Source organism: Ruoffia sp. FAM 26255 (assembly GCF_045528525.1).
Classification (GTDB): Bacteria; Bacillota; Bacilli; order Lactobacillales; family Aerococcaceae; genus Ruoffia; species Ruoffia tabacinasalis.
Map to the genome: position 1 here is coordinate 1 of NZ_JBGQQX010000087.1, position 4,532 is coordinate 4,532.

General features: G+C 38.7%; 4 protein-coding genes. All 4 read right to left on the bottom strand.

The window, feature by feature from the left end:
- Window positions 1-124 precede the first annotated feature (124 nt).
- Genes fni through mvk form a run of 4 tightly spaced genes read right to left on the bottom strand, consistent with a single transcriptional unit; the run spans window position 125 to window position 4,377 of the window.
- Window positions 125-1,198, bottom strand: a complete 1,074-nt coding sequence (fni, locus tag ACEN31_RS10970) for a type 2 isopentenyl-diphosphate Delta-isomerase (RefSeq protein ID WP_407090954.1) — start codon at window positions 1,196-1,198, stop codon at window positions 125-127.
- Window positions 1,199-1,212: 14 nt separating this feature from the next.
- Entirely contained in the window at window positions 1,213-2,367 is a 1,155-nt protein-coding gene (locus tag ACEN31_RS10975; protein ID WP_407090953.1) for a phosphomevalonate kinase, read from the bottom strand.
- A gap of 11 nt (window positions 2,368-2,378) precedes the next feature.
- The gene (mvaD, locus tag ACEN31_RS10980; protein WP_235888763.1) at window positions 2,379-3,371 is read right to left on the bottom strand and encodes a diphosphomevalonate decarboxylase; all 993 of its coding nucleotides are present in this window, start codon (window positions 3,369-3,371) and stop codon (window positions 2,379-2,381) included.
- A gap of 13 nt (window positions 3,372-3,384) precedes the next feature.
- Complete coding sequence (gene mvk / locus ACEN31_RS10985; protein WP_407090952.1) at window positions 3,385-4,377, bottom strand: mevalonate kinase; 993 nt, start codon at window positions 4,375-4,377, stop codon at window positions 3,385-3,387.
- Window positions 4,378-4,532 lie beyond the last annotated feature (155 nt).

The window sequence follows — 4,532 nt, forward strand, 5'->3', positions numbered from 1 at the left end:
TCTCCTTATGTTATTTGGTGGTACTTTTAATATAACGAATATCTGCGTCTTTTAGAAGACACAAAGATAGGGTTGATGACATTTTAATTTTTGTCATCAACCCTATTTATTGTAGAACCTTTTTTTAACGTCTTGCGAGGTATTTATAATCTATCTCACGTAATTCAGCATATTCACGTAGTGGACCACGTAGTAATAATTGAGTTTCTTGTAGTTCTTGGATGTTATGACAGTTGAGTAATAGAAGCATATGTTTGATTGCTTTCTCCCAATCCAGAACGATTTTTGTAGCGGCATCGACACCTTCTAAGTGGACTGTCTGAAGTAATTTACCAGATAGGCCAGTTGCTTTGGCACCAAGCGCAAGTGCTTTTACGATATCATAAAAGCTTCTGACTCCACCACTGGCAAGAATATTCACTTCTTTTTGTAAGGAAAGTGATTCCAATAAGGATTCAGGGGTTGTTTGTCCCCATTCGCCTAGTAGGCTGAAATCAATCGTATCCCGGCGGTCATTTTCGATATTAACGAAGTTTGTGCCCCCACGCCCACTGACATCGATGTTTTTAACACCTAGTGAAATTAATTCTTCCATGGTTTCTTTACTCATTCCAAAACCAACTTCTTTAACAATTACAGGAACATCTAAGCCTTCAACAATTTGTTGAATATTCTCTTTCCAAGTTGAGAAATCACGGTCACCTTCAGGCATGACAACTTCTTGGGGTGTATTCAGATGGATTTGTAAGGCATTTGCTTTTAATAAGTCAACAGCACGTTTAGCGTTTTCTAAGTCATGATGTGCACCTAAGTTTGCCATAACAAAACCATTCGGATTATTTTTACGTATAATCGTAAACGAATCTCTGACTTCAGGTTCTTTCAAAGCGACGCTGAAAGAACCTGATGCCATCGCTAAGCCTGTCTCATGTGCAAGTGTTGATAGTGAATCATTGAATTGTTTCGTATAGGTTGAACCACCGGTCATTCCATTGATATAGAAAGGAAAACGGTGTGTCGTATTTGCCCATTGAGTTGATGTATCTATTTGGTCAAATTTCACCTCGCTGAATGAATGATGCATAAAGCGAATATCATCAAACGCAGATGTTTGTAATTTACTTTGTTGTTCTAATGCCAAGTTCACATGATCATCTTTTCGTTGTTGAGCAAGTGAAGGTTGATTTTCTTTTGTCATAATTGCCTCCGATACTATGTTGTTTCCGTAGAGAAGGGGGGAGTTACTTGCAGTGGTAAAGCTACAATATCTTCCGATTCCCAATCTTTAATTAAAGTCTCTGTCTTGATATCTTTATGGCCAATAGCAATGCCGCAATCGCCACCACCAGCCCCAGAGGACTTAGCAATGTATGAGTGAGGAAGGGCTGTTTCAATAAATTGAGTCAGTTCATTCGTTTCGATGTCTAGTTGATAGGTATGACTCAAATCTAAGAGTAATTGCCGATATACTTGAATCTCATCTTGAATGGCAGTTAAGTTCTTTTCTTGAAAGCCAATACGCATGCGTTCAACCGATGCTTTTGCATTCTTTAAGAATGCTTTGAATTGGTCATCAGCTTGATTTAATCGATCAAGTAATTGCCCAACTAAGTTTTCAGTAGAAGCAGGGGATTGCGTCCAACCAATCAATAAAGTTAGTTCAGCCGGAACACTTAAGGACTCAATAACAAGGTCTGGCCAATCCATTAACAGCAAGGAAGCCACCGGTGTGTTTGCGTGAACCATCTCTTTCAGCCACTCACGGTCAAAAGATTGATAATAAACCCAGCCACCAGTCGTAATTGTCGCGATATCAGCCAAACTCCCATTTGATTTCGATAAAGCCAACGCAATCGCAGCCAGTTTAAAGATAGTCACATGGTCTAATGCTTGTACTCCATGATAAGCTAATATCCCTTTAATCGTCGCTACGACAATTGCACCACTTGAGCCTAAACCGAATTTTAACCCATCTTTATTAATTAAGTCTGAATTAAATTGAATATTATAATTTAAAATAGAGACATTTAAGCTTCGTAAAAGTGATTCAGTGACACGAATCGCATTAATACAATAGTGCCAACCAGTTGCAGTATTTGGTGCAACTTGGAAATGATTATCTTTTCGATCATAATTCAAAGGACCTAATTCAGACAAATTAGTCGTTATTACTCCACCTTCAGTATGCTCACTCGCAGTAACTCGAGCAGTTAAGAATTGATCGACCGCTATAATAATAGCCGGTTGTTTCGGGAATAAAATCGCATATTCACCCGTTATAAATAATTTCCCTGGTACTTTAACGGTACTAGATTCATTGAAGGACGTTCGATTGAAAAGATCCTGTATCGATGTTTGTGTTGACAATATCTACACTCCTAACTAATCTTATGCGGTCCTTTTCCAGGTCCAGTTATAACTAGACGATCACTTGAAAAATGTTTTTCAAAGGCTTTCTTAATTTCTTCGGCCTGGCTTAAACGGCAAAGAACTTTCACGTTTGGTCCAGCATCCATTGTAAAGTAACAAGGAATGCCAGCTTCACGAAGTTCTCTGACGATGTTCATTGCAGTCAGAGATTCAGGTTCCCAATAAGTCATACTTGGATCAGCAGCAATAATCGTCGCATGCATCTTCATCGCATTATGTTCTGCGATTTGTCCAATCGTCGGAAAATCTCTATTCTCAATGGCAGGAATGATTGCTTCCAAATCTTCAGCCACTGTTTCCGGCCAAAGTTTGTAGAAAGGAGAAGTTTCGATAGTATGTTCCATTCCGACACGACTACTAATTTTCTTTTGTTCTTTATTAATCATAACAACAAGCATACCAATATCCCAATCAGCCTCATCAATCATCTCAGCAAAACTTGAATCCGATTCGTTCCCAATTCCTTTATGCCAAACGGTAAAGCCACCAAATAAACTACGAGTAGCACTTCCAGAACCACGACGAGCGTAGGTAGACAGTTCTTTATTCGATAGATTTGTCTCAAATAAATCATTACAGGCACTAGCTAAAGCTGCAAAAGCCGATGCCGAAGAGGCAAGACCGGCTGCAGTTGGAACATGATTGGTACTGTTTACGTGTACTGGTCGATGTATACCAGATAAATCTCTGAACATATTAATAAAACGCGATACTTTCTCGATCGCGTTAATGTCTTGTATTTGACCATCTAAGGTAAAGGTATCCTCATTGGATTGAGAATTCCATTCTAAAGTTGTTTCTGTATAAAATTGATCAAGCGTCAAAGAAAGACTACTTGTAACGGGAAGGAACAATTCTTTGTTTCGTTTTCCCCAATACTTAATTAAAGCAATGTTAGTATAAGCACGATACGTTGTTGTATCCATTTGTTTATGTTGCATTATAAACCTCACCTTATATTGTTTTTAAATCTAATGACCAAGTTTTTGTTGCGCCCGCATCCATCATTGCTTGTTGAATCAAATCGGCTTCGACTTTAGTTTGAGCTAGTGCGATTACACAGCCACCGAAGCCTCCGCCTGTAAGTTTAGCACCTAAAGCACCGGCTATCCAAGCAGCGTTAACGATACGGTCAATATGGGCATTTGAAATCTCTAATTGATTGAGATAGTAATGGTTATATGTCATCAAGCGACCTAATTCATTGATATCTTTCGCTTGAATCGCATCAACAGATTGTTGGACAAAGCCACCAATGGCCCTCATCACCGTTCTAATAAAATCTGGTTTCGATTCTTTTAATTGTCTCACCTTACTCACGGCTGTCTTCGTCTGACCTGGCATATCACTGTCAGCTACAACTAAGTAAGCATCTAGGTTAATTTTAATCGTTTTTGCTGTTTGACTTTTACGATAAATAACCGGTGAATTTGTACTAGCTAAAAGAGTATCTAAACCACTTGTTGATTCATGGGCGATAACCTCGGCTTGATTCACAATGAAATTCAACTGATAATTAGATATTTCTTGCTTGTAAAAATCACACAAAGCACGAACTAGCGCGACACTAACCGCAGCTGACGAACCCATACCTCGCCCTGAAGGAATCGAACTATCGATAGTAATATCCATAGGCGTATTCGCTAATTTAAAGCTACTCAGAGTCACTTCAATAGCTTGCTTAAGGTTATCTAAAGATTCCGGCGCATCTTCTATAATGCCATCATAATATGAACTATGAATGTAAGTATGATTAGATTTAGAAGGAGTGATCGTCACAGTCACATTGGCCGAATTAAAAGGTAATGCAATCGCAGGGTAGTCGTAGACAACCGCATGCTCTCCCATCAATATAATCTTACTATGAGCCTTACCTATACCAATAAGTTGTTTCGCATTTGAAGTCATTAATTTAGATTGATAATTATGTCGCTTTGATATGTCCATTTTCTACCTCCCATCACTTTTTTTATTTATCGCCGATTGTAAAATTAAGCTAGACAACTAAAACAGCCATTTGTGGTACACTCAACTTGTAATTCCGACCAAAGAATACAAAGGAGTGACCACAAATGACCTACACCCATCTTACCACGGATGAA